The organism is Phosphitispora sp. TUW77 (assembly GCF_048453025.1).
GTDB lineage: Bacteria > Bacillota > Thermincolia > Thermincolales > UBA2595 > Phosphitispora.
Genome location: NZ_CP156677.1, coordinates 1,132,943 through 1,159,888, shown reverse-complemented (window position 1 = coordinate 1,159,888; position 26,946 = coordinate 1,132,943). Strand labels below are relative to the sequence as shown.

Below are 26,946 nucleotides of genomic sequence, written 5' to 3'. Positions count from 1 at the left end.
AGGCCCTCATACTATCAAACAGTATAAGGGTTAAATAATAAACATTTAACCATCATTAACAAATTGGCCAGTTAACTGTTGGCATGCAAAAATACTTCTTCATCGTCATCCTGATAACTCCAATCAACAGTATTGACCCCTGATCCGTATTTTGTAGCGGCTATATCAAGAACCTCCACAGCGGGTTTTTGCCATTCCTTTTTCATTTCTTCACCTCCTTCCCGGAAATTTTATTTATAAATCTGTATACTATTAAACTGCGCATTAAAATTTTAAAATTGGTATCACCTATATATTCGAGTTTCGGTTCCCTGATCTTAGTAATAGCATCAGTAATAACCTGTGTGTCAAATATCTCAGAGGCTGTCGGGTCTGCAGCAATTTGCCGCATTTCCTCAATAAAATCATCCCAGGAATCAAGCATCCTATAAACTCCATCAGCACTTTGAAAACCCCGGACCCGCTGATTTAACCTGACTTTATCAGGCAGGATATTTTGTGTGACCCTCCGAATAAGAGACCGGTCCAAGCCGTTTTGCACAAATTGTTCTTCAGGAACTGATAAACAAAACCTGACAACCCTTATATCATTTGAAGGGTCACGCTCCCATAAAGAATACTGTAAAGAAATCTTGCTACTAAGTGTGCCGTTTGCCATCCAGGCAAATATATGATTAAAGTGTTTTTCCTTAGCCACATATCTGTTATACGGAAATAAACCGTCAGGGTTGATACCACTTTCCCGCAGCCTTGCGAACACATTAGTTCTCTTGGCAAGCTCAGGGTTGATAAATATGGGGAAATTACCCTGACCCCGGGAACCAAAATTTTGTTTTACGGACGCCAGGACCTTTTTTTTCAGAGCCGACATAATTCGTAACCGGCTAATGCCAAGGTTTTTACTGTATTGCTGTATTTCACGGTAAAGACGTAGCCAATGGATTCTTTTTAGAAGCATCACGTAATAATCCAAAGCCGGCCCCCACGATATGGTGAGATTGCCCCTGGCACCTGCCAGCATCACTCCTATTCCCTGTTGGAAGGCTGCTTCATATATCCCCTTAATCCAATAAGAGTTTTCAGCAAATTTGTAGGGCATCTCAAGCAAATCAAGCATTTCATCAACTGCCGACAATGGGCTTTTCCCGGCAAAATCCAGGTAGTTAGCTTCAATATTCCCTGCATGCCGTACAACCGAATGCATATATAACCTTTCATCAGCCAAGCGATGCTTGGGGGTCCAATCTGTAAAACCACTTGCCGGAACATAGCTGAAGGTATGTAATTTTTTATTCTCCTCCTGCAAAGCCTTAGCAGCAAAAGCGGCTACCGAACCGGAATCCAGACCTCCGCTCAAATGGGAGCCCACAGGACGATGAGTACGAATCCGTGCCTTTACGGCGCTTTGGAACACCTCACGGAATGCTTCTTCATATTCCTGGTTTGATTTTAAGCGTAGTTTTTTATCTGCCGCTAATGTTAAGTACCGGGAAAACCTTATTGTTGAGCCCGCAACAGAGATTGTATGGGAAGGAGGTATTTGTTCTATATTTTTATAGACTGTCGAAAAGGGATCTATAGTTTCATACATGTCAGGCATGGCCAGGAATTCGGCAAGCCACTGTTCATTTAATTTTTTTTCAACATATGGTAATGAAAACAATGGCTGCATAATTGTACAAAAGGCAAACCGCTGATAGCTGCGGTAAAAGTAGAGGGTCCGGTTCCCGGAAAAATCTCTGGCCCCAAAAAGCCGGCTCTTTTTAATGTCCCAAATCATAAAGGCAAAATCACCTATCAAATACTTTGGAACATCCTCGCCCCACTTTTGGTAAGCAAGCAAAATCAACTCACTATCAGGCATCTCCTTCCTAAGCGCGTGTTCCACCCGCAAAGCCTCAAACAACTCACAACGATTGTCAATGATAGCATCAGCAGTTATGGCCAACTGCCCGGCACTGTCAAAGTAAGGCAGTCTTTCACCGACAGATTCCGGAGTTATCCACTGGGCATGACAACCCAGAAATGTATTATTGTCATGCCATACCTGAACATCATCAGCAGGATATTTCCACAAAACCTGCATCATGTTAATGCCATGCTCAATAGTTATTGGTTCATTATTCAAATGATAAATACCGGCTATTGCACTCACTTATTTCTCTTCACTCCAAATGGCTTAGAAACCAAATATACCAGGCGCTTCGGATAAAACAACAAAGCCCTGAAGGCACCTACGTTATTGAGGGTCCTTACCCTTAAAATTGGCGGAAATATTCTGCGCCACTCTGCAAACAAGTAACCAAAAACACCTTCATTCCGGATTACACCGCTGGTTAAAGAAGTCAGCCCCTTTGGCAGACTGTCAGGCAAACATTCCTTTGCCAATAAATAACGTATATAAGCGGGAGGTTTCAAATCTGCAAGAACAGCAGCCGGAACCCGTGAGTGAAACATTATGAATGCATAATATAGAGAAGCATATACCCTGTACGAAACCCCGTATTTTTTTGCGAGCCGGACAAATTCATTCCAGTCAACATGCCTGCCTTCTACCTCAATAGCCTTTACTACATCAAGAACAGTTCTAAAAATGATAAAATTATGTCCTGCTGAATGCATGCATATACTTAAGAGCAAGTCTAAAGGTGACAACTCCCAGACCAAAGTTTTACCGTCACCAAATGCTCCGGCACGTGCCCTTTCCCATACTTCTTCCATGTCAATGTTTTGGCTCCGCCGATGCGTATATTTATAATGAAGTTCAATCCAGCAGGACCCAAAAGCTGTTTTCTTTTCCATCCTGATATCATGCTCTAAATCCGCCAGCAATAAATCCACATTGTGTTTCTTTTGTTCGTAGCCGTCCAGCTCAAGTGCTTCCACAGCCAAAGGCAGTTTGTCACGTTCCACCAGGAGGTCGATATCCCAACTGTTCCTGACACCGATATCCCCATATAACCTTTCGGCCAAGGCGATTCCTTTAAGGATAATACACCTGATGCCGGCCTTTTCCAGCAACAGGATTATATTTTCTGTTTCTTGGGCCCGCCAGAGATTACCCATAAAGGTGCAGGAATACAATTTCTTTAAAACAGCAACAACCTCGGAAGGCACAGCACCTTCAGGGGCCTGTTTGACTATTTTGGCCAACAGTTCCATAACCTGATGCCTTTGGGCCTCGTTAAGTACGGCATTCCAATCCAAAATATCCGCCTCTGCTGCCGAACCTGTTTTAAATATCCGGAGCAAACCTGATTCACACATACCATTATCCTCCAAAAAAAGCCCTATATTCCCTGCCTTCAATTACTCGGGTGTAAAGTAATAACAGTTATCTCAGGCCTGGTGAGGAAACGCAGCGGAATATTGTTTACGCCCAGCCCCCTGGTAACATACATCTGTGTTTCACCCACTTTAAACAGTCCGGCCATGTATTTTTCATACCCCTTTTTGACAATATGTAAAGACTTGGGTACATATGGGGACTTGATCTGCCCGCCATGGGTATGCCCTGCCAGGACAAGTTCAACGCCTGCCACTGAGGCGGCATCAATGATTTCCGGCCGGTGGGTCAGCACTATCGCCGGATCCCCGCCATTAGTCATTATATCTGCAAAGTCACTCGTTTTCTGTACAGAACGGGTGTAATTTAGACCAATCAAACTTATAGATTCACCTTTTGCCTCAAGACTTACTTCTTCATTTGCAAGTGTCTTGATGTCCAATTGCTCCAGAGCTGTTTTAATTTTATTGTAGCCGAGATATGTATCATTATTGCCATAGACGAAATACACCCCATATGGCGCAGTTAATCCACCCAATACATTGTCCGCATATTCCAGAGGTGTTTCATTGTACTCATCAAATAAGTCACCCGTAATCACAACAATGTCAGGCTTCAAAGCATTAACCTGGGTTACCAGGCCCTTATCGGGAAATAATTTGCCATGCAAGTCAGAAAACTGAACAATCCTGAACCCCTCAAAAGCCGCGGGCAGGTTTTCTATATAGACTGGTTGTTCCTTTACCTGTATCCAATCAGGTTCAATTTTTGCGGCATAAAATAACAGAAGTGCCGCTATTAGAACAGTGGTAAGCAAGGATTGGAGAACAAAAACTATCATTCTCCAGATGGCTTTCAATACTGTCATGAAAAATACTCCTTAAGTTAATTCCTTCGTATTTATAATCTTATTTACCGTTTATATTCTTATTTACCGGCAGCTGTTTCGCTACGGCTTTGCATGATTTCCTCAACCACAGCCCTTTTATAGACCGGTAAATGGTAAGCAGGCACAATCTGCTGCAGCAGTTCCCTGATTTCTCCGGCCCGTTCCGCAGCTTGATTTCTGGTGACTGCTTTTTCAAGTTTTCGCACCATAAACTGCAGTTCATCCCAGGAATAGTCCCCCGGCTGGCCTACAAAAATACGGTCATTTCTTGTGGCGGAAATACCTTCTTCATTAGTTAATATTTCTTCATAAAGCTTTTCTCCAGGGCGAATACCGGTATATGTAATTTCAATATCCCGGTCCGGTTCCAATCCAGACAGGCGAATCAAGTCCCTGGCCAAGTCATCTATTTTAACCGGTTGGCCCATGTCCAAAATAAATATCTCGCCCCCCTCAGCAAAAGCTCCTGCCTGAATAACCAACTGAACTGCCTCAGGGATTGTCATAAAATAGCGGACCATATTAGGGTCGGTGACAGTAACCGGGCCGCCATCAGCAATTTGTTTCTTAAATAAAGGGATAACACTGCCCCGACTGCCCAGAACATTGCCAAACCTTACCGCCACAAACTTAGTTGGACTTATCCTTCCCAGCCCCTGGACAAACAGCTCGGCCACCCGCTTGGTAGCACCCATTATGCTGGTAGGATTAACCGCCTTATCTGTTGAGATCATGACAAAACGTGAAGCTCCGTATTCATGTGCACATTCCGCAACATTTCGGGTACCCAGGACATTATTTTTGACAGCTTCCACAGGATTGCTCTCCATCAAGGGTACATGCTTGTGAGCGGCGGCATGAAATACAACTGCCGGACGATGAGCGGCAAAAACTTCATTGATGCCCTGCCGGTCTTGGATATCAGCTATAATCGCAACTATGTTCTGATCGGGATGTGTTTTTTTGAGCTCCATCTCAATATCATAAATGCTGTTTTCACCATGTCCCAAAAGAATAAGTTTCTCAGGGGCAAAAGCAACAATCTGACGGCAGAGCTCAGAACCAATAGAACCACCGGCCCCCGTAACCAGAATCACCTGACAGGTAACATAATTTGCTACACCCTCCAGGTCAACATTCACCTGGTCTCTCCCCAACAGGTCCTCAACACTGACTTCTCTAATCATGCTTACTGAAAACCGTTTAGTGATTAGGTCTGATGCGTTCGGCAAAATCATAAGCTTAACCCCGGTGTTTTTACATATTTCAATAATCCGGATTATTTCAGACTGAGATGCAGAAGGAATAGCAATTATTATCTTTTCAATATCATGGCTCTTCACTATTTCGTGTATCCTGTCCCGCCCACCCAGAACAGGCATTCCCATAATCTCTAAATTCAGTTTAGTTTGGTCATCATCAATAAAGGCTACCGGATATGAATCAGAAGAGTGCTTAAGTTCTTTGGCCACCAATACCCCAGCTTGACCTGCGCCAACAATCAGGGTTCGGTGATTGCCTGTCCGGTGCCGCCGGCTCATGTAAGAATCCCGGAACATCCGCCAAAACATCCTAGCCCCGCCAATCCCAAATATTATCAACATCCATGCCAGGAAAAAAATTGAGCGAGGAACTATAATTTCCGGATATTGCTGATGCAAAACAGAGTAAATAAGAAAAAAAACAATTTCTGTAAAAGCAGCTGCTTTTACTAATTGAACCAGTTCACCAATACTGGCATACTTCCATATTCTCCGATACATATCCAACCTGTTAAAAATAATTATAAAAAGAACAGCATGTCCAAATACGGCATATGGAAGCAAGCTGAAATATTGCGGCACAATCTGAAAATCAAACCTGATTAAATATGAAAGGATTACCGCAAGTGCTACAATTGCAGCATCTATTATGCTTAGGAAGAAAATTCTTGTTTGGTAACTCATAACAACCACCCGGCTATTTGCAAAATTTCTGAGCTCTGCAAAACCCTTCTGTGGATTATGTCCTTCATCTTCCAATGGAGTAATACTCCACACCCGCCTCCTGCATATCCTGCACTCCGTAAATATTCCTGCCGTCATAAACTAAAGGGGTCCTCATCAGCCTTTTATATATTTCAGGTTTGACTGCCCTAATCTCGCCCCACTCTGTAAATATAAAACAGACATTGGCGTCTTCCAAGGCTTCCTCTATGTTATCTACATATTTAATGCTTCCCCTGCCGCTTTCGCCTTCAGGGTACTCCCGTTTAAAATTTTCTGTACCAACAGGGTCATATGCGTAAATATTAGCTCCCTGGGCCAATAATAAGGGGACATTGTCAAGTGACGGGGCTTCTCTCAGGTCATCGGTGCCAGGCTTGAAGGTCAGCCCCAGCACAGCTGCCTTCAGGCCGTTAAAGGTAATCAACCTTTTACAAGCCTTCTTATATAACATTGTTTTTTGATCAGTATTAACATCTATAGCGGCCTTAACTGTCCTCAGCTCATAGCCATGCTGCCTGGCTAAATAATCCAAAGCTTTAGTATCTTTAGGGAAACATGACCCGCCATAACCAATACCGGCGTTAAGGAATCTGCTGCCAATACGTTCATCATAGCCCATACCCCTGGCAATATCCTGTATATCTGCACCCACCAGCTCACAGAGGTTAGCAATATCGTTCATATAAGATATTTTAAGGGCAAGGAAGTCATTGGAGGCATACTTAATCATCTCCGCAGACCTTCTGCTGACAGAAACTATGGGCAACTTGAAGGGTTCATATATTTTCATGAGCATTTCCTCAGCCCATTTGCTCTCAGTTCCAATTATAATTCTAGCTGCCTGGAGAGTATCGCGAACCGCCGTCCCCTGGGCCAGGAATTCCGGATTGGAGGCCACTTCGACCCTGATTTTTTTACCGTTCCCGGCTCCGTTACCGGTATGTTTCTCACCGTCATGGGGCAGGAAATCGTGAATAAACTGTTCCACTTTATCATTAGTTCCCACAGGAACGGTGGACTTTACCACAACAAGGCAATCCCGCTCAATTGTCTCAGCAATCTGCCTGGCAACTGTAGCTATATACGATAGGTCCGCAGAACCGTCAGGCTGCTCAGGGGTTCCCACACCAATGAATATGGCATCTGCATCTTTATAGGCCGATATGTAGTCTGTGGTATAATCAAGCCTGCCTGCTGAGTAGTTTTTTTGCATCAGTTCCTCCAAATCTTGCTCATAAATTGGAGAAATGCCTTGTTTCAACAGATTTATTTTGTTTTCATCAACATCGACACAGGTAACATTATGACCGACTTCGGCCAGGCAGATACCTGATACCAGGCCGACATAGCCTGTCCCTGCTACTGCTATTTTGAACCTAATTCCACTATTGATAATTTCTTTTAGCTGAGTTGAAGATATGCTTTTCGTGTAAGGTAAATACTCCACATTTACGCCGATTTGAGAAAGTTCGTATTCCGTCTTAGTCCATCTATCATTACCCTTCCAATCATCACCAATAAAAACAGCATTAAAGTTATAGAGCTTCCATGCATCTAATTTATTTAATGATTCCATAATTTCCACTCTATCAACATATTTAATCGCACTTACAATGTCTCTACGTTTTTCTTCATCAATTACAGGTTTATTCCCTTTATACTCTTCTACCAAATTATTTGAGTTAACACCTACGATCAAAAAATCACACATCGCTTTAGCATTCTGAAGTAAATTTAAATGCCCAACATGAAACATATCAAATACCCCAGCAGTAAAACCTACTGCATATTTCTTCATACTATCCACTCTCCTTGTGTCTCTTACTTATTATGTATTCTACTACTTTTTTCGAAGCTTCTCCTGATTCCACTGTTCCATAGAATGCACGTATTTCTTCACAATTTTGTGGTATAGTTGTCCAATCCATTCTTTGTATCAAATTGATTAATTTTTCTTGGGTCTTAGCTATCAAATAAGGAGATTTATCTATATCAAAATAAAATGTCCTATCATGCTTTATATAATCTTCTCTATCAGATTGGATTAAAACAACAGGTCTATTAAGCAAAATAAAATCTCCTGCACTTGAAGAATAATCAGTTATCAGAAAATCTGAAACAAGTAGCAACTCACTCATATCTTCATATGAAGTTACATCACAAATCCTAAAATCATCAATTGGTATACCTTGTAATCCTTTAACTGCACTATGCGCCCTAACTAAACAAACCCAGTCTTTATTAGTCTTTTGCTCTAACGCATCTATGACTAATGATAAGTCAATATCATTAGATTGAAGTTTTGATTCTTTCGCAGCTTCCCTCCGCAATGTAGGAGCATATAATAAAACGCTTGTGCTTCCACTTATTTTCAAATTTTTTTTTACCACTTTCTTCTTGTTTTCATTATTTTCAATAAGCAAATCATTTCTTGGACAACCACTTTTTATGATTTGTCCATAATAACGGAATGCACTTCTAAATTTATTGTCTCCATAGTCAGACCCGGAAATAAATAAATCGCACATATCACTTTCTATGTATCTAGTATTAGGGAGTAAAAACGAAGAATCATATAATACTTTTTTAAAACCTCTATCTCCATGCCATGTTTGAATATAAATTTGTTCTTTGCTCTTGTAAGTATATATTGGTTTGGTAAAATTATCCACCCAAAATTTCGCTGTCGCCAATTCCTTCAAACCTATAAGTAAGCCATTTTTAACAATTCGAACATATTCAGGCACAATTTCTCTTTTTTCCAGATTATTAAGCAACCATACTATTTCAAAATCGGGCAACATCTCGTGTAACTTTTCTGATATTGCTCTTGGATTATCAGAATAAAAATTCCCTCCAAAACTTATGAACACAATTTTATTTTCTTGTACACCAATAACCTTGTTAACCGAAAACATATATGCTTTTTTGACAACATTAATAATAAATTGATACCACTTTTTAATTTTAAGTTTATTCTTTACTTCTTTAATAAGCCATTGCATCATAGACACCTCTGCCCATCTAAACCACTTTTCTCCTTTAAAATCTGTTTTAATTTTCCAGACCTGATAATTGTATTTATCATCTTTTTGTTTGTCAGATAAATAAAAATCATATAAACACACACTATCGCTATTTTATAAAATAGGTTCATCCAGCAAATTTCAGTTATATATTTTGTGTAACTAAAATACAATCCTCCTCCCATAAATAGCAAGCCAGGGATTATTATTCTTAACATACTACTGACCTTGTAACCAATATCATCATATCGTTTACTCATAAAAACTATAATGGAAACTATAATAGTTTTTGCAAGTAAAAATGCGACAGCTGCACCATACATGCCATATTTGGGAACAAGTTTATACGCAAATACAATATCAGCAAAACTACCTATAATCGTTGCAATGAAAATTTTCCTAGCAGCATCTTTGTGATAAAATAAAACATTAACATAAAAATAATATATTGATTTCACTGAAAATGCTACCACTAAAATTGGAATGATTGTCCAAGCCATAGTATATCTATCATTAGTCATGAGGATAATGACTTCTTGGGAAAAAAGGCCGATTCCCATGTACATTAGTGAATAAACTATAAGCAAAAATCGAGAAAAACTAACTACATCAGTTTTATTTTCTTTACCTTGGCAGTTCATTATGTTATAAAACCATGGTTGAAAAGCTTTGTTAACAGAAGTTTGCACAGTATCAATTAATGCACCAAATTGAAAAGCTACACTATACAAACCAACCAAACTCAAAGACCCGCTGTAATTCATAAAAACTCGTGAAGCAAAGCTAGCAATGTTTGTAGAAAGGTTATGTGGGATAAGGGGGACAGAATATTTTAGCGTCTCCCCCAATAGTGTCATATCTATACAGTATTTCACTAAATTATTTTTTTTAAGATCAATCAGCATATATAAAACATAAGTGATATTTATAATGAATGTTGCAAGTAAAACACCAGAAGCACCAAGTTTAAAGAAAGCAATTAACAACAAATTAAGACATACTTGAATACCAAAAACAACTAGATTTATAATGGTTAACTTTTTACCTTGCTGCATACCTTGCAGAATACTTTGATGTATCGAGTGCAATGAAACAAAGTTTAGAGTTAACAGTACTATTAAAACATCTGGATAAAAGGAAATGCCTTCAAAAAACCAAGAAATTAATGTACTTTTAAAAATCATTCCTAAACTGATAAATATCGTACCAGAAATAAACGTAAAAATAATTACTGTCCCATAAAAACGCTTTAATTTCTCCCTATCATCTTTGTAATCAGCATAAAAACGAATAACTGCCGAATAAATTGAAAACGCAACAATAAATGTTGCTACTCCGGTAAAACTACTTACAAGGTTAATAATCCCATAGTCTTCAGGTGTTAAAAAAAATGTGTACACTGGCAGTATGAGTAAACTAATTGCTTTAACTAACAATGCACTAAATGTATAAAAAAATGAATTTACTAAAACTTTACTTTTTTTAGTCATGCTCTTGTGATGTCTCCCTAGCACTAAAACCTGCAAGTAACAACTCCCTATGTGATTCACATTCAACATAGTTTTGCATTGCCAACAATTGCTTTTTATTGTATTTTTTCCTTATTAACCATCCATTTAGCAGTCTCCTATCTAACCTCAACAACCATTTTCCAAATCCAGCAAAACTCCTTAGGTATTGCAAGTGGTTTTCACTTGCAAACTGCTTATATTTTCGGTCAACAAATCCTGCTGCCAAAATCTCTGAGGACCGTTGCTGAAATAATTGCAGTATATTTTCAGCTTCTGGCTTTTCAGCTAAACGAATTTTGTTACCTTCTCTTACTATCGGAACATATTCTAGATACAAACCATGACTAATATTTACTTTTATTAACAAACTTGTCTGCCAAAAGTCACTCCCCAAACCGTCAAATATAAAATTACCCTGCCCATATACAATTGTTTTTCCTTTATACTCTTCATAAGCACCAATGCAGTGACTATGCTGGCAAACAACAATATCAGCGCCTTTATCTGCCATTTTTCTACATGCCTTCAGAAGATGCGGGGATGGATATCGATAATGTTCTTTACCTCCATGATACAAAACAATAACATAGTCACATTCTGCCTTTAAATTTAGAATATGATCAAGACTCTCCAAAGGATCAAACGGGTTAGCACCAGGAATGTTCTCATTCGCAATTGAAAACTCATGTTCAGCACATGCATATACGCCAATTTTATAACCGTCCTTATTGATTATATAGGGTTTGCTGGCATCGGATAATTTGTCACCTATGCCAATAAAGGGAATTTGATTTTCTGTTAAAACCATTTCCGTTGACTTAAGACCTTGAACACCTTGATCAAGAATATGGTTATTTGCTAAAGTGATTAATGAAGGGTTTAAGGCTTTAATTCCAGAAACTGTAGAGGTAGGAGCGATAAGATTTGGCCCACACTTTTGTATTGGGTCCGCCTTGTCACAGAGAGGAACTTCCAAATTAAAAATTCGCACATCTGCGCAATTCCATATTATTAATAATTCTTCTCCCAATAATTCCCTAACGTCTCCATTATTGAATAAATCCAGATTAGATTTGGTGGGCACTAAGTCACCGCCAATTATTAAATCCATAATTCCTCCCTATAATCTTGCGTTTTCTTTAAATTGATCATGTATTCATAGATTTTCACATTACTCAAAACAACCATCTGAGCAATATGCTCATTTTTGCATATAACTGGATGAACAAGGTTAACCTTAATAAGCTTTGAGTTTTGGCGGCTTATTTTCGCCTGTGGTACCCACTTGTTCTTCGGCGGCAACTCTCGTGTCTCACAGGGTTTTTGCCCTAAATTCCTTCGTTCTGCCTGCCCAGGAGGTGGATGTCAGTCATGCTCCTAAACTGGGTTTCCACTCCTTATCATAAAAGTCTACATTTTAGACCTGTTGGTGATTTCTGTTTAAACAAATAAACAAATATTTTGTCTTTACCATTAAAACAAATAAACTTATAATCTTTAAGGTCTATTCCAGATTCATCCACCATATATTTTTTACATATAATTCTTGGCTTTATATTTTTATAAGGCCACTCAAAATAAGCAAAATAATAGTTTCGTTTCAAACACTTATTAATCTAATGTCTAGCCGCCTCTATATCAAATTTAATATTATTATTACGTATCACCACTACACCCGAATAATAAGTATATTTCAATACAAATTGCTATAGCAATCAAGTGAAATCAATCTCTTAAAACGTACCCCAGACTCCTATTAATGAAATCAAATATTTTTTCACCTTTGATTTTGCAATATAGTTGCGAACTTCATGTTTTGTCAACAACCTGAATATAAATCGGATTTCCTCATTGAAAAACAGTCGAACTCTCCCAATTAATCTTTTTCTCCATTAATGCTCAATACCTTTGCGAAAAATTACGTAAGCAGAAGAAATTTAGAGATTCTTACTATCAAAATTATAGAATCAAGGTCAGGTCAATCTTTTTTCTATATACTCATATATGCTCCTTGAGAATTCCTCTTCCAAATTTGATCTGCCATCTTGCCGTATCCATTGATTTTCCTTTTGTTCATACCAATTTTCTGCTACATGCAACGCATAAGGCCCAATATGAATCATCTGAAATTCAATTAGATGATAATTTGATCCATCAAAGCCAATATCCATGCCAATAACAGGAAAATCAATCTCTGAAACAACCTTACTTGCAAAATTCAAAAGACCTAAATTTTCTTCATCTGGCACAGAAAAAAGTCGGCCCCCGCCACTAGCGCGAAAATCATTTTCTCGGTTTTTCCTGTAAAGTGTATAGTATTTTCCTCCAAAAAATAACACTTTGTAGTCACCATTTAAATATGGGATGAAGTTTTGAATCACAAATTTCTTGCGATAAAACGTATAATTTCTATAACCTGATTGTACCTTACCAAATAGCTTACCACATATGTAATAAATCAAAAAGTCTTTTATAGACTTAAAACTATTTACTATAAATACTGCGCTCAATAAATTCAAAACATTTTTTAAATCTTTTGGACTATATGCCGCACTCACATTCTGACTTCCAGCACCCTCTGCAGCTTTTACAACGATGGGGTATTCTTGAACATCATCAAGTGCTTCAATGCCATTGCCATACAATTTACTCCTGATTGATTTCATCTCATCATTTTTAAAAGTATAGCGCAGCAATTCCATATAATTTTTATTATGATGTGCCCTAAAATAGTGCAAATTTGGCAAAAGAATTGCACCCTTACATTCTAAAAATAAGATTATATCTTCAATATAATCTTTATAAAATGTGCCTATGTCTTCTGATGTTTGATATATTACATATACTCCTTGATAGTCTTTATTAAAATCAATTTCTGAATATTTAAGTACCGATACTATATATCCTTTGTTCATGAAGTAGTTTGATATTAGCTCAACATTCATTGTTTTATAGTCTTTCAAGTTTTCCACTGATACCCAGAACATATCTTTATAATCCTTCAAAATTAATAATTTCTTCATGAGTTAGCTCTCCTCGTTTTTTGCTTGCTTCTCTACCTGTGCCATATAGAACAAAAGCGATTAACGTAATTATCCTCGTATCATAATATGTTACCATACCAAAATCATAAAAAAGAATTAATATAAAAAATGCAATATATATTGCTCCAGTTGTTGGATACATTTTCCTTATCCCCAGAAGCTTAGTCCCTATGTAGAAGTGAACACTATAATATGTAAAAAATCCCAACAATCCTAAATCAAATAATAATTCAACGTAATTGTTATGGGAGTAGGTTTGCTTTCCTGAAACTATACTCCAATAATGTGCAAAATTATTAATTCCGTATCCCCATATTGGACTTTCAACAATCAAACGTAAACCGTATTGAATCATGCTCATTCGAGTAGTAGTAGAAGAAATTGCGTTACCGCCATCTCCAATTAAACTATGATACATTAGTTCAAATCGGTATCCAGCAACGTTATATAGACTCGGTATCTTCATGATTATTATGAAAATAGATATTGCCATAAGTATTACCAAGATTGTGTTTCTAATTTTTTTTGATACTTTATTTTCTGACAATAAATATACCAAAGCAAAAACTAGGAAACCAAAAATTGCTTTTTTAGAACCTGATATTAATACATCATATCCACATACTATAATAGCTAAAGAACTTAAAGTAATTAATTTTTTATTATATACATTAACAAATGCAAAGCACAAAGGTATTAAATACATTAGACCTACCAAATTCTCATTAACTCCAAAGTCTTCACCTAATCTGCTCCAAGAATGTTCAGGATTAAAGGTCAAAGCTAGAAATGTCCCCACAAAAACACCTGTTATAATAAATATTGTCATCAGTTTTTCTGAACCATTTTCTGTCTGCAAAAAAACTGACATTGATATGCCAAAAAGAAATGCCATTATTAAACTTGAACCTATATTCATGGATAATTCCAACGAGCTAGCATAAAATAATGAAACAAGACAAATTAAAATAAAACCTAAATACCAAGATGAAAATACAATTGGAATATTTGCTTTGTTGAGCAACAATCTAAAAAAAGAAAAAATAAGAAAAATATACAAACTACACTGCAAATAAATTTCTGGCAAACTAAAATAATTTGTTGCGTATGTTAAAAAAATATATGCAAATAAAATAGTTGGATAAAGATGAGCTTTTTTTAATTTAATTGACAAAATATCAATTTTTTTTACCATATTTTAAAGTCCTCATTAAATTATTTTATTTATATAATCTTGCCACATTGGAAGTATTTTACTTGGCTTAAATGTATCAACAACTTGTTGTGCTTTTGCCCCGAAACTTTCAGCTATTTGAGGGTTATCTAAAAGGTAGATAATTGCCTTAGCTAACCTTGAAAAATCATTTATAGGTACAATAATTCCATTAACTCCGCTATTGATTAACAAACGAGCTCCTCCTGGACTGCAATCCGTTGCAACAACAGGGAGACCATATGCCATTGCCTCAACCAAAGCATTTGGTATCCCTTCATAATCTGACGTAAGAACAAATAATCTTGAGTGTCTAAATACATTATCCATGTTTGATACTACACCAGCAAAAATCACACTGTCAGAAATGCCATATTCAGAAACCATGGTTTTAACTATATCAATATCCGGCCCATCACCATAGAAAACCAACTTAATATCAGGGTGCTTCTTAACTATTAGTTTAAAGGCTTTAACCATGACGTCTTGACGTTTCTGTTCTAACTCAAAACGAGCTACAAAAGCTATTTCATTTTTCCTTAATTCTATTGGAAGCTTTTCTTTTTTTTCTATAGTGATAAAATTAGGGATAATAGTTCCCTTCTTTTGTACTGAGTGCGGAAAATATTTTGATGCTCCTACAGTTTGAAATACACAACCGTCTGAAATCAAATACCGTAAATGCATATATCGTTTTTTCTTATTATTATAGTTGTAAGGATCCTTACGTTCTGATATTATGACTTTTGTCTTTGAAAAAATAGCTGCGCTAACCGCCAGCAACTTTGCCATATTTTCAAAAGCTATTATTACATCTGGTTTTTCTTGCATTATGATTCCTCTAAGTAATATCAGTTGAAACAATCTTCTTATCTTTGGAATATTAGTGAATTGTCCATTTATATTAATAATATTTATTTGCGGATTAATCTGATAAAAAGTATCCTTTGTTCCATAATTAATTATTTTGACAATCTGATTATTATTTGATAAATAATTTGATAACTGAACTAAAATTTTTGTGGCTCCGCCATATCCTAAATTCCCGGTCAAAAAATATATTTTCTTCACTGACTAGCTTCTCCTTATTACTACTTTTATTACTTGCGGGTCTAAAATCTTCTTGGTTTTATTCTTATTTCAGCAATTCCTTAACACAAGATATAATATTGTTTATATGAAAATCAACGTTGTAATAAGTTGAAAACAAATTGTTATACTCTTTATATACATCTTTATTATTTATCTTTTGTTTCATAAAGGCATACATCTCCTTTTGAAAATTATCAGTATCATATAATTGCTTGTACCGCATCCCTACTGAAACATTATGAAAATCTTCAAGACATGAACTATATATAGGGATAACTCCAGAAGATAAATAAGTAGATATTTTAGTTGGTGTAGCTACGCGATTTACTATTACATCATCTCGAATAACAAATCCAAATTTGGCATCCGCAATGACATTAGGCAAATCATCATTATTCACATAACAAACTTCATAACTGCTAATTTCTAATTTCTTTAACACATCTAGTGCTGCATTAATTTCTTTAGTTAATACTAATAGCTTACAGTTAGGAATTCCAAATTCCTCAATATTTTTGAAACATGTAACAACTTCATCAAACCGTTGCCATACACTTAATGAACCAACATAAACGAAAACATTATTTATGTATTTTCCTTCTTTAAAAAAAGCTTCTTTGTGAATATTCGTATTAAAACAAGGCATTACATAATTTCTTCCGACAAAATCAATACCATATTTTATCTCATAATGTTTTTGCATAGCAAAAGATATAAAAAATACAAATTTTGCGTTTTTCAATATATATCTTTCTATTTTTTCCAGAATAATCTTCCTTAATAGCTTTTTATGACGCATGTAACTTTCTTCAGGTTCAACTCCCTGAACCCAAAAAATAATGTTTTTCCGACCTCTTATAAGCAGCTTCAATGCATCAACTAATCTTGCAACAAAATAGTAATCATTTGTTTTACCATTTTTGATATTACTAATACCATCTACTTTACAGACATCAGCAGTCATCCGTTTCATAGCTGTTCCGACAATATCTAAATAAAAATCAGTCACAACAGCATTATTACACCTAACAATCCAAATCATGAATAGCTTTGACTCCTTAAATTTATATGTTTTAGCGACCCTAAAAGATAAATCTTTAACATATTATCTGTTTATTAATTTATATAATTTCTTTATGCCTTGATAAAACATTTCTCCGAAAGAGATTTTCCTTATAACACTAAAACACCGGGCAATCAAATAATCTCTTTTCAACTTTTTAATTTTATACTGATTATCATATTCATTTAATGTTAATATAGGGTTAATATTAAATGAACCTTCCTTAACCTTCCTTATGTACTCTAATGAATTAAAATCTACACCAGAAATATCCTTGATAAAAGTCTCGTAATTGAGTAAAATTCTAGTACTCTTTTTGAGTGAATCATAGTAGACAATATACTTATTGTCAATCAATCGTTTCTTAACATCAAAACTAAGAGCTGCACCATAATCACATAAGTTCTGTATAGCCTCTGTAAAACGATTATTGAAATCCTCTCTTTTAGAAGCAAAATAAAAATTGCCTATTGAGTAATAGATTTCTTTTCCTTTATACACCTCACTAGCCTGAAGAATATGCGGATGATGTCCTACTATTAAATCACATCCAGATTCAATAGATTTGTGTGCAAGATTAATATCCCACGGCATTGGAAGCAAATTATATTCAAATCCCCAATGATAAACATTTATAATAATTGCATCCGGATATGTTTCTCTTATTTTCGCTGTTTGATAAAGAATTACTTCTTCTTCTCTCGGGGCACAACCAGCAGAAATTTTCGTAGCATATACAGTTTCCTCAACATCCCAGCCAAAATTCTGAATTATAATGTGCTGCCCACATAGCTCAAATTGCATAGGTTTTAACGATTCACTTATGTTCTTCCCGGCTCCAACATGCTGAATATTATTTTCTTCTAATAATCTTATAGTTTCGAATAATCCTTTGTCTCCATAATCCATGACATGATTATTTGCTAAGCATACACCCACTACATTAAGTTTTTTTAATACACTAATTGTTTTTATACTTTGACAAAGATTGGGGCCTCTTTTCCTTATTTTATTTCCTGACTTAGATAGAGAACCTTCTAAATTTATTATAACAGCATACTTGTTGGTTGCTATCCATTCTGCTATTTCCTCAATATCTTTCGCAATTACATCATAGTCATAAAAGAAATCTCCCAAAAACAGTAATTTCATAGTTAGGGTCAACTCGCCTTCTTTTGATAATGATGACTAAATCAGGTGTTCAAGCAAAGGCAGTAATGCATAATCAGGCATATATTTATATGCTTCCCTAATGCAATTTTTTTTCATATCTAAAACTTGTTGAGAGTTTTCCGAATAGCATTTTAATACGTCAATTAAAGCATCTATATCATGAACAGGGACAATTTTCCCAGTTTTATCGTTTTGTATTATTTCCCTATTATAGTGCCAATCACTAGCTATCACCGGAAGACCAGAAGCAAAAGCATCAATTAATGTCCCCGGAAATCCTTCGCCATCAAAATATGTAAGAAACAATAGCATGAAATAATTCTTTAATACATTCACAGACTTGTCGAAAGGTACAATTCCCTTATATTGAATAAAATCTGGCGCATTTTTAATAATGTTATTAAAAGCATCAACATAATTATTATCAACTTGTCCATAGATATCTAACGTATAAATTATACGTTCTGCTTCATTATTGATCTTCTTTACAGCATTTATAGCATCTTCAATTCCTTTTTCCTTCATAACTCTAGAAAACGTGCAAAGTTTAAATGGTTCATTATACTCGTCAAATAAAACCTTTTCTTCTATTACAGGAAGTTTTTTGAAGTTTGTTAGCACTAAAACATTATTAACTCCCAATACTTTAAGATTTTCCTGCAAAGAATGTGTTTCCACATAATTACCTTCAAAGGCATTTAAATATTTTTCCCAACTACTATTGCGTTTCATCAATTCCACTAAATTCCCGCCTATTACAACATGGTGTATCTTTTTCTTGAAAATAATATTAAGATAATATAAAGAGGGGAAAAATACCTTCATGCCATTTTGAGATAAAAGCACTATGACATTAGAACATGTCAACATAGCAAATATTGTATTAAACATTAATGCTAATGGGTTCTTTTTCCAATTGTAAGTATCAACAATTTTAATGCTCCTAAATAGTTTTTTTTCTTTCAATGATTCATAAAGAATTTTTGTTTTAATGGTTTGCCCATCAAGATAATTTTTGCCCACTGCAAAATGACCAATAATTCCAATCTTTTTTTTGTTCATAAGTTTACTAATCTCCTGCTAAACATCGATCTCAGAAATAAAATCTTTATATTTTTTATCAAATGTCCTTTTTAATGAGTTTTGGTATATTTCAACAACCATATCATCAGAAAAATATTTTTTACATTCTTCTTTTAAATGTTTTTCTGTAAAATCAGGAATATGCCGATCAAGTAATATTTCAAGTTTCCCTTTTTGTTTTTGTATGGCTTGGTAATAAATAATAGTCCCATATTTTAAGGCGAGATTTTTAAAGATATAATAAATAGTTAAGCTGGGATATTTTGAATTTTTACCATATATAATTTCCCCTATCCTTCCGATAACATCCTTTATAATTTTATGCTTCATCCCACAAGAACATATACTTTCATTATCTAGTGCAATACTGTCTCCAAGTTTATATCGAATTATTGGAAAAGAATCAGAAACCAGGTTGGTTATAATAGCTTCACCCTCAACTTCTTCAACAATTACATTTTCCATTACAACATGCATATTGCCTTGAGTACATTCAAAAGCAACTATACCTGTTTCTGCTGACCCATACTCACTCACAATTTTTTTACCAAATGCTTTCTTTGTTTCTTCTTGATAAACATCATAAATCTTTTCAGAAGTACCTTTTACCATTATTAAGTTAAATGGGCCAAGACGGTTCATGTTAACAGTTTTAGCCACTTCATAAATCATTGAAGAGTAACCTTCCAAGTATTTAGCACGTTTTAGTTTGCCTGCAAATCTTTTAATTTCACTCTCACTGTAGGAAAATAATCTAAAACGATTCAGTAAAAAATCCAACAATTTTGTTTTAATCGTCCTGCTTATACTAAAACTGTACCCCCAAAAATATCCACTACGATCCCATGGATTTAAACCATACCAAGAATACCCTCTCAATTGCGCTGCTCTATGTCTTGCATCCCATTCACTGTTCCTATAGAAAGTCAAAGGTTCTCCAGTGCTACCTGAAGTTTCTGATAAAAAAAGCCTCCTATAACCATCTATATTTTGTATGGATTCAATATTCTTTAAAATATCCACCTTAGTAATACATGGAATCTTTACAATATCATTTAAATCACGTATATCTTCTGGGGTTATGCCTGCTTTATCAAATAATTCTTTATAAAATTCCGACTGTCCGTAGGCAATATTTATAATTCGTTTTAAGCTATTAAATTGATACTCCTCAAGTTTTTTTAAACTCCAGCCTTCAGATTGCTTTAAAAAATCATAAGCAGCATTTAACTCTGGACTTCTAAGCTTAACACCAATCTTATAAATACCTTTATGTAACATGTTTTGTCCTCATCTAATCAAAAATAATGTTTCTTTACCGCATTCAAAATGTAAAAGAAAAAATAATATGCACATCTTGGCACCGACAATTTTTCTATCTGCCTGCAATTTTTCCAGTGATTCTTAACTGCCACTAATTTATCATTCGAGATAGAGCCCTTTACCTTTCTATAATAAGCAAGACTCTCGTTTAGACCACAGGCAATGTTTCCTTGTCTGAGAAGCTTTGCCCATGTCATGGAATCATGGTCTTTCTTAACATCAACTAACCTAACTTTTCCAACAATATCTGTGTTAATCATAACCGTTAATGTGCCAATAATTGTGTTCTTCATAAATTGGCTATAATTAAGAGATTTAGGAACATTAATAACCTTATTCTGACCATCCCGTAATATCTCATAACCGGAAAATGAAAATCCGATATTATTATCAATCATAAAAGCTAATTGTTTTTCAAGTTTATCTGGTTTCCAAATATCATCTGCATCCAGAAATGCTATGTATTTTCCTTGAGCTTTTTCTAAAGCTTTGTTTCTTGCGATGGCAGCACCAGAATTCTTTTTTAATTTAAAATACTTAATACGAGGATCAGTGAACTGCTTAATAACCTCTGCTGTGCTATCTTTGGAACAATCATCTGCAATCAGCATCTCCCAATTCAAATGAGTCTGAGAAAGAACACTTTTGATTGTCTCACCTACGTATTTTTCTGAATTATAAACCGGTGTAATAATAGAAATTAATTCCATTAACCTTCCTCTTTAATTTTCAAATTTGTTCTTTTTAATTATTTAACTACTGGAAACTTCTTTTAATTTCTTCCATATCTAAGACAGAACTAACATTATATATAAATTTATAACTGCTAAAATTTTTGAGTATTTTTTTAAATGGATAAAGCATTTTTACAATCAAAGCAACAACTGGATTATATTGTATATGCAATTTACAGTATGCCTTTCTAAACCCAAAATATTTTTCAAGATAGTTCTGATAATTAGTTTGATGAACGATATTTCTTTCCCCATCATAAATATACTTAAAAAGACCTGAGTTAATATATTCTTCCAACAATTTAAATATTAAGGCAGCATTTGCTCCTGTTTTTAAGTGGTATGGAGAAACTTTAACAGTCATTAAGTTTACACAGTGCTTCATTATCCTGCAAATAGAATATCCAACAATTGTTCCATTTTCCCTATCAAACATCCCCCAATATTCAAGATTATTTGATTCATTAGTTTTTAAAAAACCTTCTATAGCCTTCTCTTTATTAAACTGTGGACGATACTTTGGGGGATACAACGAATATGCTATTTCAGAAATATCTGCTAACTGTATTGCATATTCATTCGTATTAATCCTCAATACTTCTATATGTTTTAACCCACGATTTATCTCATATCTTTTCTTTGCATTAAGGCTTGATAAATTAAATTTATCATCTTTAATACAGTACCACCATGCGGTTTCATATCCACAATCAAAATCGGAAGTCCACCTAGCTAACAAAGCTCGGTTTTTTATTATATTTGATAATTGCGGAGTATTCGGAGTAATATGTGGAGGCGTAGTCGGAATTAAAGCATGGTTGTATTTCTTCCAATGGTTGCTCATATTAATGTTTATATTTCGGCTTTTTTCCATACCTGCATTATACGTATCTTCATCTATAATTTTCTTCCTCAACAAATACTCCCCTAAATCTTCTGCAGTTTCCATCCCCTCGGAACTAATGCCTTCCCGTTTAAAAGCCTTAGCTATAGTCCTAAATATGATTTTCCAATCACCAAGAAATGTAATTTTTTCTATATATACCAGATCAAATCGAAACTTCTCTTCCCACAAAATACAGTTACGTCCGTTTATTTGCGCCAATCCGGAAAGCCCTGGCAAAACACTGTGCCTTAACCTTTGCTCAGGTGTCATAAAGACCACATCTCTTATAAGCTGCGGCCTGGGCCCCACAACACTCATATCTCCCTTAATAATATTAAACAACTCCGGCAGTTCGTCCAGTGATGTTGACCTAAGAAACTTGCCAAATTTCGTGAGTCTTACCTGATCAGGCAATAACTCACCATTCTCATCTCTCTCATCAGTCATCGTCCTGAATTTGTACATCGTAAAAATCTTCTCATTCAACCCCGGCCGTTGCTGCTTAAACAGTACCGGGCTGCCCAGTTTCACTCTTACCATCACAGCCACTATTATTAATACAGGCGATAAAACAATAATTGCACACAATGACAAAATAAAATCCATCGGCCTTTTTAGATATTTTCTATAAATACCTTTTTGGGCAGAATGCTGCAAAGGCAGTTCTGTATTTGGCCTAACCTCACTCCGCATTCTATTTCCACAACCCTTTAATTATCTCTGCAATCCTCTCCAAATCCTCAACGGTCATCTTGGTATCACTGGGCAGGCAGATACCGTTTTCGAATATCTGCTCAGATATGCCGTCACCAACAAATTCATAATCCCCAAAAAACGGCTGCAGGTGCATCGGTTTCCAAACCGGCCTGGACTCAATATTTTCTGCTTCCAGTGCCTCCAAAATGTCCAGAGGCCTCACCTTCCCGCTCGTGGTCATACAAGTAAGCCAATAATTGGGCTTGTCCCACTCATTAACAGGCATCATTGTAACACCTGCTAATCCTCCCAACTCCTTCTTATAAAACTCAAATATATGCCTTTTCTGCTCAATGCGCTTATCTAAAACCTTTAGCTGACCCCTGCCGATACCGGCATCAATGTTGCTCAGCCTATAATTATAACCAAGCTCACTATGCTGGTAATGTCTTGCCTGATCCCTCGCCTGGGTGGCCCAGAATTTAACCTTGGCAATTTTGTCTTCATGATTGCTGACAAGCATTCCTCCACTTGATGCGGTGAGAATCTTGTTGCCGTTAAATGAAAAAACACCATAATCACCAATAGTACCGGAATAATGTCCTTTGTAAAGCGTCCCCAAAGATTCACAAGCATCCTCAATGATTGGCACATTATATTTCATGCATATTTCAGTAATCTTATCCATATCGGCTGACAAGCCATATAGATGGACAACCAGGACTGCCTTTGGCTTATACTTCTCAAATGCCATCTCAAGGGCTGCCGGACTCATGTTCCATGTTTCTAAATCACTGTCAATGAAAACTGGAATGGCATTTAGATAAATAATCGGATTTGCCGTAGCGGAAAAGGTCAGACTTTGACAAAAAACAATATCCCCAGCTTGGACTCCGGCAGCCTTAAGCGCCAAATGGATACCAGCCGTCCCTGAGGATAATACTACAGATGATTTGATACCGACTTTAGCTGCCACTTCTTTTTCAAATTGTTCTACATTCTCCCCCATGGGTGCGATCCAATTGGCATCAAACGCTTCTTTTACATATAGTTGTTCATAGCCTTCATCACTCATATGGGGTGAGCAAAGATAAATTCTTTTTTTATCGATCATTAAGTACATTCACTCTCCCCTTAATCCATGTACGGCCCTACCCGCCGTTCATCACCAGCCCTAAAATCCTTGCCCCGGTCTTCTCCAGCCGGTCTTTGGCTTCAAGCGCTGCTTCTACTTTGGTCTTGCCTGTTCTTAACATCATTATCACTCCATCGGCCAAAGATGACAAAACAACAGCATCAGCCCTGATTAAAAGGGGCGGAGAATCCATAATCAGGATATCACACATCTCCACAAGCTGGCCCAATAGTTCCCTGGCCTTATCTGACTGCAGCAGTTCAGACGGATTGGGCGGCAGCTTACCGGCAGTGACAACACTCAAATTGGGTATTCTGGTTTTATTGACAATCTGGTTGAGACCGGCTTCACCTGTTAAAAAATCGGTAATTCCGGCATCATTACGCAGCCCAAATATCGTATGCTGTTCAGCCATCCTGAGGTCACAATCGGCGATAATTACCCTGATACCGGCCTGAGCCATAACCACACCCAGATTGGCTGCCGTTTCCGATTTGCCCTCCATAGGACTGGAGCTGGTAATCAAAACTGATTTAAACGGATTATCTACCGATACAAATTTCAGGTTTGCCCTAATCAGTCGAAATGCCTCTGCCACCGGCGACCCGGGGTCTATCTCGGCGATTACCTTCTTTTTAAGCTTATCCATCTAAATCTACCTCTCTAATCTAAGGTTATATATCTCTAATAAAACATCTTATAAAATCTCTTATAAACAAGATTATGTTACATACCAGATCATTTTCACAGCCTACATATCCGCGGAACGGCCTAAATTCTGTGTCACAGGCGCTGTGCCGGAACGGACTCCCTTAAACGGCTTGTAGGGTGGTATATGTCCCAGTACAGGCAGCCCAAGGAATTCCTCAGCTTCCTGAGCCGTTTTAATTGTATTATCCAAATAATTGAGCAGAAAGGCCAAAATAACTGAAATCATAAGCCCTAAAACAACTGAAATCATGATATTCATCGACTTGTTTGGTTTTACCGGATATCCCGGAATAGGCGCATCAGATACTATAGTCATCCCTGTTTCACCCAGCTTCAGTGATTTGGCAATCTGGGCCTCATTGATTTTAGACCTAAGCAATGAATATGTCTCCTGAAGACGGTTAACTTCATTTTCAGCAGCTTCTTTGATATTGCTTTTCTGGTTCAGCTCAACCTCCATTTGCAGCAATTCCGAGTAAATCTGTCCTTCCATGGCACTGAGTTCTGCAATCCTGGCATCCATTTCCTCGGCATTAATGCTTTTTTGGAGAAGCATACTATTCAGGGTATTGTAGGTTGGATTCGGCTGTTCAACAAATTTCGATACACCGGCATCATCAGTACCAGTAACTACCTGAAGAACAGGCAGTGTTACCTTTAGCCTATCCTCAGTAAGGTCTATCCCGGCCACCAATTGCCTGTATTCCGCCCTGGCCTGTATCAATTGAGAGCGCACCTGATTCAGTTCCGCTATTTTGGCATTAACCAGTTGATTAAGGATAGTAACTCCATTCTGCTCTGCTTCCAAATTATTCAGGCTTTCTATGGCCACGTCAAGTTCCTCATCAGTTGTCTTGACCTGGCGTTCCAGTGTCTCTAAGGACCTTGCCAGCTGTTTCTGATTGGATTCGGTGACATATGTAAGAAACTCACTGGTTATGGCATTGGCAATCTTTTGTGCAACAAAGGGATTAGTATGATTGACATAAATATTAATCAGATTAGTCTCAGGTACAGGGGTAACACTGACAAGGCCGGACAGAGTGCCGGGGATATAGCCTTCCCGGTCAAGCTTGAGTTTTTTGATGACCCTTTCCATTACAGCATTACTTTCCAACTGCCCAACATAACTGTTCATGGTCTGGGCCGGAATTATAGAAATGCTGTTTACCAGTCCCTCCAGGCCCTGACCGCTGTTCACCTTGGCCGTATTCTCTGCAGCTACCTGGCTGACCATCATCACTGCATTGGTTGAATAAACAGGGGTTAACACAAAACTGTTTACTCCTATACTAATCAACAATGCCGCCATGGTTATCAAAACAATCATCTTATAACGCTTTTTCAGTATCCTAAATATATCCCTTAATTCGATTTCATCCCTGGACAATCTTTTTCTCTCAGCCATATACATGCCTCTCTTGTATTTATTTTGCTCCTGTCAAAATTCGCGGAACGTCATACTGTCATAATGCCAAATTATAACAAAGAATTTTCTTCCATATTTCGATTTTACATAATATTTTGAATTTTGTCTAGGTTTTTTTATAAAATAGAAATTATAATATTATTGTTATAAATATTAGGAATATCGAAAGGAAACAAAACTATTCATATTATTGTGTCAAAAAAAAGGACGCCTCTGCTAAGACGTCCTTCTATGTACATTAATTATCTAATTATGCTTTCTTTTTATTGAACTCTTTTTTATTCTCCTGATCAGGCCTGTTCTTCTCCACATCAGGTTTTTTCTTTTCACTGTCCATCAGCTTCACCAGGGTATCATAGTCCTCCTGAAGCTTGCTCATTTCATCAGCTATGTTGAGCGCGGTAAGCACTGCAACCCTGGACGTTGTCAGCCGAGGCTGTCGTGCGGCAACCTGTCTCATCACCTTATCGATATAGGCGGCAAGCATTCTCAGGTATTCGGCTGAAGCTTCGCCTCTCACCGTATATTCCTCGCCGTAAATCTGTACCGTTGCCCTGCCTTTATCTTCCACTATACCGGTCCTCCCATTACCTTCTTTTCTATTTATATTTTTCAACATTCGCCATATATCGGCAAATTCCTGCCGGTAATTATGAAAGGTTTC

At 36.6% G+C, this 26,946-nt stretch carries 23 protein-coding genes and 1 pseudogene; all 24 read right to left on the bottom strand.

Annotated features, from left to right (window positions below; all coding sequences use genetic code 11):
• Positions 1-71: 71 nt before the first annotated feature.
• On the bottom strand, positions 72-206 hold the full coding sequence (locus tag ABFY19_RS05310) for a paeninodin family lasso peptide (RefSeq protein WP_418792208.1): 135 nt from the start codon (positions 204-206) through the stop codon (positions 72-74).
• Positions 203-2,155, bottom strand: a complete 1,953-nt coding sequence (locus ABFY19_RS05305; protein WP_418792207.1) for an asparagine synthase-related protein — start codon at positions 2,153-2,155, stop codon at positions 203-205. Before ABFY19_RS05305 ends, ABFY19_RS05310 begins: the two co-directional genes overlap by 4 nt.
• Positions 2,152-3,267, bottom strand: a complete 1,116-nt coding sequence (locus tag ABFY19_RS05300) for a nucleotidyltransferase family protein (protein WP_418792206.1) — start codon at positions 3,265-3,267, stop codon at positions 2,152-2,154. Before ABFY19_RS05300 ends, ABFY19_RS05305 begins: the two co-directional genes overlap by 4 nt.
• A gap of 38 nt (positions 3,268-3,305) precedes the next feature.
• The gene (locus ABFY19_RS05295) at positions 3,306-4,154 is read right to left on the bottom strand and encodes a metallophosphoesterase (RefSeq protein ID WP_418792205.1); all 849 of its coding nucleotides are present in this window, start codon (positions 4,152-4,154) and stop codon (positions 3,306-3,308) included.
• A 59-nt stretch (positions 4,155-4,213) separates the two neighbouring features.
• Positions 4,214-6,121, bottom strand: coding sequence for a polysaccharide biosynthesis protein (locus ABFY19_RS05290; protein WP_418792204.1), 1,908 nt, complete (start codon positions 6,119-6,121; stop codon positions 4,214-4,216).
• A 64-nt stretch (positions 6,122-6,185) separates the two neighbouring features.
• On the bottom strand, positions 6,186-7,544 hold the full coding sequence (locus ABFY19_RS05285) for a UDP-glucose dehydrogenase family protein (protein ID WP_418792538.1): 1,359 nt from the start codon (positions 7,542-7,544) through the stop codon (positions 6,186-6,188).
• Positions 7,545-7,619: 75 nt separating this feature from the next.
• Positions 7,620-7,919: pseudogene (locus tag ABFY19_RS05280) on the bottom strand (adenylyltransferase/cytidyltransferase family protein); the annotation flags it as partial.
• A 43-nt stretch (positions 7,920-7,962) separates the two neighbouring features.
• Entirely contained in the window at positions 7,963-9,171 is a 1,209-nt protein-coding gene (locus ABFY19_RS05275) for a CDP-glycerol glycerophosphotransferase family protein (RefSeq protein WP_418792203.1), read from the bottom strand.
• Positions 9,168-10,679, bottom strand: a complete 1,512-nt coding sequence (locus ABFY19_RS05270; protein WP_418792202.1) for an oligosaccharide flippase family protein — start codon at positions 10,677-10,679, stop codon at positions 9,168-9,170. Before ABFY19_RS05270 ends, ABFY19_RS05275 begins: the two co-directional genes overlap by 4 nt.
• Entirely contained in the window at positions 10,672-11,811 is a 1,140-nt protein-coding gene (locus ABFY19_RS05265) for a CapA family protein (protein WP_418792201.1), read from the bottom strand. Before ABFY19_RS05265 ends, ABFY19_RS05270 begins: the two co-directional genes overlap by 8 nt.
• Positions 11,812-12,100: 289 nt before the next feature.
• Complete coding sequence (locus ABFY19_RS05260) at positions 12,101-12,304, bottom strand: ATP-grasp fold amidoligase family protein (RefSeq protein ID WP_418792200.1); 204 nt, start codon at positions 12,302-12,304, stop codon at positions 12,101-12,103.
• A gap of 369 nt (positions 12,305-12,673) precedes the next feature.
• On the bottom strand, positions 12,674-13,723 hold the full coding sequence (locus tag ABFY19_RS05255; protein ID WP_418792199.1) for a hypothetical protein: 1,050 nt from the start codon (positions 13,721-13,723) through the stop codon (positions 12,674-12,676).
• A complete protein-coding gene (locus tag ABFY19_RS05250) occupies positions 13,692-14,939 on the bottom strand; it encodes an O-antigen ligase family protein (RefSeq protein ID WP_418792198.1) in 1,248 nt (415 codons plus the stop codon). The genes ABFY19_RS05255 and ABFY19_RS05250 overlap by 32 nt, the downstream gene beginning before the upstream one ends.
• A gap of 15 nt (positions 14,940-14,954) precedes the next feature.
• Entirely contained in the window at positions 14,955-16,028 is a 1,074-nt protein-coding gene (locus ABFY19_RS05245; protein WP_418792197.1) for a glycosyltransferase, read from the bottom strand.
• A gap of 64 nt (positions 16,029-16,092) precedes the next feature.
• Positions 16,093-17,091: a hypothetical protein gene (locus ABFY19_RS05240; RefSeq protein WP_418792196.1), complete on the bottom strand. Its 999-nt coding sequence runs from the start codon at positions 17,089-17,091 to the stop codon at positions 16,093-16,095.
• 63 nt (positions 17,092-17,154) lie between these two features.
• The gene (locus tag ABFY19_RS05235) at positions 17,155-18,264 is read right to left on the bottom strand and encodes a CapA family protein (protein WP_418792195.1); all 1,110 of its coding nucleotides are present in this window, start codon (positions 18,262-18,264) and stop codon (positions 17,155-17,157) included.
• Between the two features lie 36 nt (positions 18,265-18,300).
• Positions 18,301-19,347: a glycosyltransferase gene (locus ABFY19_RS05230; protein WP_418792194.1), complete on the bottom strand. Its 1,047-nt coding sequence runs from the start codon at positions 19,345-19,347 to the stop codon at positions 18,301-18,303.
• Between the two features lie 18 nt (positions 19,348-19,365).
• Complete coding sequence (locus tag ABFY19_RS05225) at positions 19,366-20,649, bottom strand: phenylacetate--CoA ligase family protein (protein ID WP_418792193.1); 1,284 nt, start codon at positions 20,647-20,649, stop codon at positions 19,366-19,368.
• Between the two features lie 17 nt (positions 20,650-20,666).
• Entirely contained in the window at positions 20,667-21,401 is a 735-nt protein-coding gene (locus ABFY19_RS05220) for a glycosyltransferase family 2 protein (protein WP_418792192.1), read from the bottom strand.
• 46 nt (positions 21,402-21,447) lie between these two features.
• Positions 21,448-22,917 carry a sugar transferase gene (locus tag ABFY19_RS05215; RefSeq protein ID WP_418792537.1) on the bottom strand — a complete coding sequence of 490 codons (1,470 nt, stop codon included), beginning with the start codon at positions 22,915-22,917 and terminating at the stop codon, positions 21,448-21,450.
• A gap of 88 nt (positions 22,918-23,005) precedes the next feature.
• Positions 23,006-24,121 (bottom strand): DegT/DnrJ/EryC1/StrS family aminotransferase, encoded by a 1,116-nt coding sequence (locus ABFY19_RS05210; RefSeq protein WP_418792536.1) that lies wholly within the window; start codon positions 24,119-24,121, stop codon positions 23,006-23,008.
• A gap of 37 nt (positions 24,122-24,158) precedes the next feature.
• Positions 24,159-24,791 carry a CpsD/CapB family tyrosine-protein kinase gene (locus ABFY19_RS05205; protein WP_418792191.1) on the bottom strand — a complete coding sequence of 211 codons (633 nt, stop codon included), beginning with the start codon at positions 24,789-24,791 and terminating at the stop codon, positions 24,159-24,161.
• A 102-nt stretch (positions 24,792-24,893) separates the two neighbouring features.
• Positions 24,894-26,261 carry a GumC family protein gene (locus tag ABFY19_RS05200; RefSeq protein ID WP_418792190.1) on the bottom strand — a complete coding sequence of 456 codons (1,368 nt, stop codon included), beginning with the start codon at positions 26,259-26,261 and terminating at the stop codon, positions 24,894-24,896.
• Between the two features lie 271 nt (positions 26,262-26,532).
• Positions 26,533-26,901 carry a cell division protein ZapA gene (gene zapA / locus ABFY19_RS05195; protein ID WP_418792189.1) on the bottom strand — a complete coding sequence of 123 codons (369 nt, stop codon included), beginning with the start codon at positions 26,899-26,901 and terminating at the stop codon, positions 26,533-26,535.
• Positions 26,902-26,946 lie beyond the last annotated feature (45 nt).

Excerpts from the sequence above, each read along its gene's own strand:
- ABFY19_RS05205 (WP_418792191.1), bottom strand. The coding sequence starts at position 24,791 with ATGGATAAGCTTAAAAAGAAGGTAATCGCCGAGATAGACCCCGGGTCG.
- ABFY19_RS05225 (WP_418792193.1), bottom strand. The coding sequence starts at position 20,649 with ATGTTACATAAAGGTATTTATAAGATTGGTGTTAAGCTTAGAAGTCCA.
- ABFY19_RS05300 (WP_418792206.1), bottom strand. The coding sequence starts at position 3,267 with ATGTGTGAATCAGGTTTGCTCCGGATATTTAAAACAGGTTCGGCAGCA.
- ABFY19_RS05235 (WP_418792195.1), bottom strand. The coding sequence starts at position 18,264 with ATGAAATTACTGTTTTTGGGAGATTTCTTTTATGACTATGATGTAATT.
- ABFY19_RS05215 (WP_418792537.1), bottom strand. The coding sequence starts at position 22,917 with ATGGATTTTATTTTGTCATTGTGTGCAATTATTGTTTTATCGCCTGTA.
- ABFY19_RS05200 (WP_418792190.1), bottom strand. The coding sequence starts at position 26,261 with ATGGCTGAGAGAAAAAGATTGTCCAGGGATGAAATCGAATTAAGGGAT.
- zapA (WP_418792189.1), bottom strand. The coding sequence starts at position 26,901 with ATGTTGAAAAATATAAATAGAAAAGAAGGTAATGGGAGGACCGGTATA.
- ABFY19_RS05240 (WP_418792196.1), bottom strand. The coding sequence starts at position 17,091 with ATGATTTGGATTGTTAGGTGTAATAATGCTGTTGTGACTGATTTTTAT.
- ABFY19_RS05210 (WP_418792536.1), bottom strand. The coding sequence starts at position 24,121 with ATGATCGATAAAAAAAGAATTTATCTTTGCTCACCCCATATGAGTGAT.
- ABFY19_RS05230 (WP_418792194.1), bottom strand. The coding sequence starts at position 19,347 with ATGAACAAAAAAAAGATTGGAATTATTGGTCATTTTGCAGTGGGCAAA.
- ABFY19_RS05290 (WP_418792204.1), bottom strand. The coding sequence starts at position 6,121 with ATGAGTTACCAAACAAGAATTTTCTTCCTAAGCATAATAGATGCTGCA.
- ABFY19_RS05265 (WP_418792201.1), bottom strand. The coding sequence starts at position 11,811 with ATGGATTTAATAATTGGCGGTGACTTAGTGCCCACCAAATCTAATCTG.
- ABFY19_RS05275 (WP_418792203.1), bottom strand. The coding sequence starts at position 9,171 with ATGATGCAATGGCTTATTAAAGAAGTAAAGAATAAACTTAAAATTAAA.
- ABFY19_RS05310 (WP_418792208.1), bottom strand. The coding sequence starts at position 206 with ATGAAAAAGGAATGGCAAAAACCCGCTGTGGAGGTTCTTGATATAGCC.
- ABFY19_RS05250 (WP_418792198.1), bottom strand. The coding sequence starts at position 14,939 with ATGGTAAAAAAAATTGATATTTTGTCAATTAAATTAAAAAAAGCTCAT.
- ABFY19_RS05270 (WP_418792202.1), bottom strand. The coding sequence starts at position 10,679 with ATGACTAAAAAAAGTAAAGTTTTAGTAAATTCATTTTTTTATACATTT.
- ABFY19_RS05220 (WP_418792192.1), bottom strand. The coding sequence starts at position 21,401 with ATGGAATTAATTTCTATTATTACACCGGTTTATAATTCAGAAAAATAC.
- ABFY19_RS05255 (WP_418792199.1), bottom strand. The coding sequence starts at position 13,723 with ATGAAGAAATTATTAATTTTGAAGGATTATAAAGATATGTTCTGGGTA.
- ABFY19_RS05295 (WP_418792205.1), bottom strand. The coding sequence starts at position 4,154 with ATGACAGTATTGAAAGCCATCTGGAGAATGATAGTTTTTGTTCTCCAA.